The sequence below is a fragment of the Endozoicomonas sp. Z74 genome, assembly GCF_057680865.1.
Genome location: NZ_JBLYZI010000182.1, coordinates 1 through 5083 on the forward strand (window position 1 = coordinate 1; position 5083 = coordinate 5083).

Annotated in this window: 3 protein-coding genes; all 3 read right to left on the minus strand. The window is 45.3% G+C overall.

Going from position 1 to position 5083, the window contains the following annotated elements; all coding sequences use genetic code 11:
- Nucleotides 1-490 precede the first annotated feature (490 nt).
- Entirely contained in the window at nucleotides 491-2608 is a 2118-nt protein-coding gene (locus ACNRUY_RS25745) for a hypothetical protein (protein WP_488114527.1), read from the minus strand.
- Nucleotides 2609-3013: 405 nt separating this feature from the next.
- Nucleotides 3014-3622: a TetR/AcrR family transcriptional regulator gene (locus ACNRUY_RS25750; RefSeq protein ID WP_488114528.1), complete on the minus strand. Its 609-nt coding sequence runs from the start codon at nucleotides 3620-3622 to the stop codon at nucleotides 3014-3016.
- 161 nt (nucleotides 3623-3783) lie between these two features.
- Complete coding sequence (locus tag ACNRUY_RS25755; RefSeq protein ID WP_488114529.1) at nucleotides 3784-4875, minus strand: aromatic ring-hydroxylating dioxygenase subunit alpha; 1092 nt, start codon at nucleotides 4873-4875, stop codon at nucleotides 3784-3786.
- Nucleotides 4876-5083: the final 208 nt, after the last annotated feature.

The following is a 5083-nucleotide window of genomic DNA, read 5'->3' on the forward strand; positions in this document are numbered from 1 at the left end:
AAGAACGCCAATGGAAACTCTGATAGATGGCAAAGAGATCTGGAAGGAAAAATTTGTAGCCTGAATTTGACCTGACAGACACCCTCTGAAAAATCGGTGACTGTCAGATCAGGTCTGAACTACTACAACTTAGATTCGCCAGCATTATTGATTGAATGGAGCCATTGACGTTAAGCGTCATGGAAGCCCCAAAAACAATCGTTGTCCTTTTCTGTATTGCCAACTCTAGGGCCCAGACAAGGCTGCGCATAACATTAGCGACAGATCCCGCAGATGTGCCATAGCCAGAAAATCGTCGACGAACTTTATCAATAGCGGATCTGGCAGATTCGACAGGATGGACCTTAATGGAGTAGGCCACATATCACCCCTCCGCAGTCACTTTATCTGCATTAGTTCAGATCTGATCTGAACTAATGCACGTTAGCCCTGCTTTAGCAACCCTCTGACCATAGGGGTTATAACTTACATAAATCAAATTTAGATCTTGTCATTTTTTTAAAATAGAGTAACCAACTTTTGCTTCACTTTTTTTCCATCCATACTTAACTCCCACATAAAGTACAAGTGAAAAAGCAGGCACCAGTATTCCAACAGGAGCAGCAATTAAAAACACCTTCTGTTTTTTATCATCTTCACGTTTTAATGGGGATTCTTTTTTAAACATACCATCAACTTCATGCCCTGAAACGAAGCCATGCTCTGAAACGAAGCCATGCTCTGAAACAATTAAATCAGCTTTAAATTTACTCTGATTTACGCTTACCTTTGCCTGCAAGGAGGACACCGTAGAGACAATACCGGACTTACGAGTTGGCTTTTCAGGCTTCATGCGAAAAATATCAGAGCATGTGATGTCTTCGAAATATATCGAACCGGCCATATTGTTTAATCCTATACACGGATCTGCCTCCAGACACCCCATAAAACCGTCCTGACACTCAGCAGGGGGAGAAGATGCCCTGCCAAAAGTAGTATCCCCACAAAAAGCTGCAATCACTATACGTGGTGCATTGCTCGTCTCATATAGATATTTCAGATACCCCGGATAATTGTGGTTCATTGAGTACTGATAAAGAGGTTTCAGGCTTGAGGACAAAAGGTCTTCCCCTTCAGGTTTTGGATAAGAATATCTGCGACCACCTCCAGCTGAATTATCACGACAGCATTCACCAACACGGTCGAAATCAAAGTAAAAAAGCCGATCAATATAAGACAATTGAAGCCACTGGTAAGGATCTGTTTGTTCGCAGTAGTTATACTTATAACTGTTTAATGACAATTCCTTTAGACTTGTACCTCCCATCATAGACGTTTCCAACTCTTTTGGTCTGACTGATAAAGACTGCAACTGTTCTTCCCCATATACAGAAACGATTCTATCCTTATTACCTGCCACCTGTGTCTGTCTTAATGGAAAATACCCAGACTCAATAGTATTTCCATAGAATGCCAATTCCATTGAACCACTTAACTGAACACCTCTTTTGACAACAAGATGGTTATCAAATACTTCAAACAAAGGAAGGCTGTCATCCGACCTTGTGTCAGTTTCCTCTACTCCTAATAACCAAAACCCTCTTCCCCCGCCATCGGCACCTGAAGCTTTATTTCCTGTGATATACGCCACCCCACGGTTCATTTTCAAAAAAAGATCATAACCAAGCTTCGGCGATTTCAAAAAAACATTATCACTAATATGAATTCGGTCAAATTCATTCAGGCTTTCCGGTAAAGATAGCCTTATGTCAATTGACGCCCAGTTAAATCCCCCACCTCTTTCTGAACCCTTTTTGGCAATAGGTGCTGGTATCAGTTGCACTTTATTGCCAGAAAAAACTACACCAGGCGCTTTCCATTCAGGATTATCTTCTAAAAATGCACTAGACATGTCTGTATTCCAAATTCGAAAAGCCGGGTTTTGACCAAGAAAAAACTCATTATCCTTAATAAGAACCCAGCCGCTGTATGCTCCAGCAAGGAGCACTGTACTATGCTCAATAACTGCATCACGCTTATTAGTATCAAGCTGAGGAATAAAAGACAAGTTTCTGATTACAGACGTTGATCGGTCCGATTTACTGGCCTCTATACAAATGGCTTCATGGCATTTTTCTCGATCTTGATCGTATATCAAACCAGACGTGATGACTACTTTAGTTTTACTGCCCGGGTTCATATTTACACCAATCAGGCTTTGACCGTTTAAAAGAGTTATCGATTCAGTAATAACAAAATCGCTAGTTATATCATAATTATGATACGGTTCTAGCCAGCCCTCTGATTCAGTCACTTCAGATTTTTGCTCCTCTGAGAGTGGCGTATAAAGAAACACCGCAGTATGCTCCTCTGCGTCTCTAATATAATTACTCAAATCATTATGAACACCTTTTTCAAGTAACATACAGTACTGTACAAATATTCCATGTTCTTTCTCCAGCTGTTGCTTTGCTCTATGTAACTCTCTTGGATATGCCGACCAATCAACTCTATCACAAGGTAACAAAACACCTCCGGTGCTACTATGAATAGCCGCACCTTCCGCTTTTAAAAGATACCCGCACAAGGAAACACAGAAAACGAGAATAAATTTACATATCACATTCATAGCAGTAACTTGAGAACAAGAGCATGACTTCTATTTTACCGAATCGGTTTTGATTGTAGTATTTATAGGGCAGGTTTGTAGATTTTATTTCGCGGGGTGCCGTAAGTAGTGGTCATTGAAGACAATTCCCTATGTACAGGACAAAAATCCTGAAGGCCAGAAATACCAAGGCTTTGATGGTATGAGCTGACGCCCATGTGGAGTAAACTGCATGGTCTCTAACCTCCGTACAGTTACCGTAGTCGTACATGGAAGACGTCAGCTCATTGGCCAGAGAACTTAAGGCCCATTTACCTTGGCATCAAGCGCTCACTGTCTGCGAAACTGAGCTGGCTCATGGGTAGGGACTCAAGGTGGAGATGACAGAAATATTATCTCATGCTCAGGGACTTATTCGCACCTTCCTTAGTGATCAATAACAAGACTATCCACCAGATAGGCCTGCAAATCATCCAGCCGCTGTTCGATATCGTAGCTCTCATCATTAAGCCAGTTGAGGGTCAGCCCATTGACCATGGCCACAGTAATTTCCGCGCAAAAGGCAGGCTTGAGGAAGGGTTTGAGCTGACCGGCGTTTTGCTCATAGAGCCGGGCATACCACCGGTTCATAAAACTCAGCTGACTGGCACCCTGGCTTCGGTGGCTGGGGAAGAGGCACACCATATAATCAATCAGCTCTTTTTCAAACTGATCCGCCTGGGTGTACCGCTCTTTTATCCCGGTAAACAGCATCTCCAGCTGCTCTTCCAGAGAGTGCCCTGCTTCCAGGGCGGCTTCGACCATTTTCCGGTTGAGCGCCACCACACTGTCGCTGCAGATTCCGCTCAGCAACTCATGGCGTGAACCGTAATAGTTATAAAAGGTTTTTTTGGCAATATCAGCCCGTTCACAGATCGCCTCCACCGTTGCACCATCCACCCCCTGCTGTCGGATAAGGGCAATAGCCTCTTCCACAATCTTCTCCCTGACAGCCTGTTTTTTTCGCTCCCGGCGACCCATCGTCTGAACAGTCAACGCCTTATTACCCCTTTCATGGCAGGTATACACGGGTGTAAGAAGCGATAAACTAACCCGATCAGGTAATAATCACAACGGTTCCGTCCAGAGAGACCGGTCAATCAGCCCTGAAAATGACTGCAGGGGCCTGTCTTTGAAAACAGGCTCGGTAAGAGAGGTTAATCCACAGTATAAGGCTCTGATCCCCTGGGAACATAGAGGCCTTCACAACGATCCAGGTACTTCTGGCGCTCACTCCGTGGATTATAAAACTGTTTATACCAGATACGCGCTTTCATAAAGGCACCGTCACTGGGAAGAAACAGTCCATTAAAGCAAGGCTGTTTATTTCCCCAGACTTCAAAATCCTGCATAAACGACCACTTACTGGATTCCTGGAACTGGGCTGCGGCCACTTTATCCTCTACTGTCACGCTGCTGTTCCCGTTGGGCGATTTGACCAGCAACGCATGCCATACCCGTATTTTACCGTCTTCAACGGGGGTATGGTTAATCATCATAATGGACTCATAGAGGCCCGTCATATGGGAAGTCAGCACCCCGGGCCCATGGTACCGGGTATCCGTATGAAGAATAGGGCTGACGCCATCATTCCCCACCAGGGTTCGGTGAGGGCCGCACTGCCGCTGAATGGCATAGATCCCCTCGAACTCATTCTCAAAACGCTGAACCGTGGAGCCATGAATGGGGGCAAGGTGGGCATAATCACAGATGTTATCCACCACTTCCTGGGGGTGCTGGCTCAATTCGCCCAGATCATCAAAGGTCCATTTTACCCAGGACGGGTCCTGCCATTCCGGCAAATCCGGATGTTCCCACTCGGGCTCACCGTTTTCCGGATCGTACCAGACCCAGATCGCCCCCAGGCTTTCTTTCACCGTCCAGGATTTAATACAGGCTTTTTTAGGGATGGGTCCTGAATGGTAGGGAATATCATCGCATTGACCGTCAGCATTGAACCGCCAGGCGTGATAAGGGCAGCGAATGCCATCCCCTTCAATGTTGGTACCCCCTCCATCGGTCACTACATACGACGTCTGATTAATGGCCAGATGGGTTTTCATATGAGGGCAGTAAGCACCCAGCAAGACCGGCTTGCCACTGGCACGACCACGATACAACGCAAAGTCCTGGCCAAAAAAGCGGACCGCCAGAGGTTTATGGGTGTTGATATCCTCGGAGGTGGCAATCATGAACCACCCCCGCGGAAAGGTAAATTCACCAAGGTTGTAATCGTTAGTTGTGGCCATAACCCATTGTTCCTTTGTTATTTTTATTCTCGTCAGTATTCAACCTGATAGCAGATCAACTGGTAATTCCAGCCAAGCTAAGGAAGGTGCGAACAACCCCAGCTATTTGATAAATTCATCTTTTGGGATCGCAAAAGCAGCCTAGCCCCTGCAATTTTTGGTGGATAATCCACCAAAAACTTACTTGAAAGTGGCAGGGTTTAACCAC